Annotated in this window: 1 protein-coding gene; it reads right to left on the reverse strand. The window is 65.8% G+C overall.

The genetic code is table 11. The features are described 5' to 3' along the window. Positions 1-739, reverse strand: a 739-nt coding sequence (locus tag IE226_RS43715; RefSeq protein ID WP_190087103.1) for an alpha-amylase family glycosyl hydrolase, incomplete at both ends; no start/stop codon positions are given.

The following is a 739-nucleotide window of genomic DNA, read 5'->3' on the forward strand; positions in this document are numbered from 1 at the left end:
TCAGCTCGACCGGGTGGCGGCCGTTGAAGGTCTGCAGGTCGAGTTCGGTGGGCTGGGCGAAGCGCGAGAAGTTGTGGACGCACAGCACGAGATCGTCCTTGTACTCCCGCAAGAACGCGATCACCGCCGGATTCGACGACGGCAGCTCCGTGTACGACCCCAGGCCGAAGGCGGGGTTCTGTTTGCGGATCTCGATCATCCGCCGGGTCCAGTGCAGAAGCGATGAGGGGGAGCTCATGGAGGCTTCGACGTTGGTGACCTGGTAGCCGTAGACGGGGTCCATGATCGTGGGGAGGTAGAGGCGGCCCGGGTCGCAGGAGGAGAAGCCGGCGTTGCGGTCGGGGGTCCACTGCATGGGGGTGCGGACCGCGTCGCGGTCGCCCAGCCAGATGTTGTCGCCCATGCCGATCTCGTCGCCGTAGTAGAGGATCGGCGAGCCGGGCAGGGAGAGCAGCAGGGCGGTGAAGAGTTCGATCTGGTTGCGGTCGTTGTCCAGGAGCGGGGCCAGGCGCCGGCGGATTCCGATGTTGGCGCGCATGCGGGGGTCTTTGGCGTATTCCGCGTACATGTAGTCGCGCTCTTCGTCGGTGACCATTTCCAGGGTCAGCTCGTCGTGGTTGCGCAGGAAGATGCCCCACTGGCAGCCGGCCGGGATGGCCGGGGTCTTGGCGAGGATTTCCGAGACGGGATAGCGCGATTCACGGCGGACGGCCATGAAGATGCGCGGCATGACCGGGAA

The sequence above is a fragment of the Streptomyces longisporoflavus genome, assembly GCF_014649775.1.
GTDB lineage: Bacteria > Actinomycetota > Actinomycetes > Streptomycetales > Streptomycetaceae > Streptomyces > Streptomyces longisporoflavus.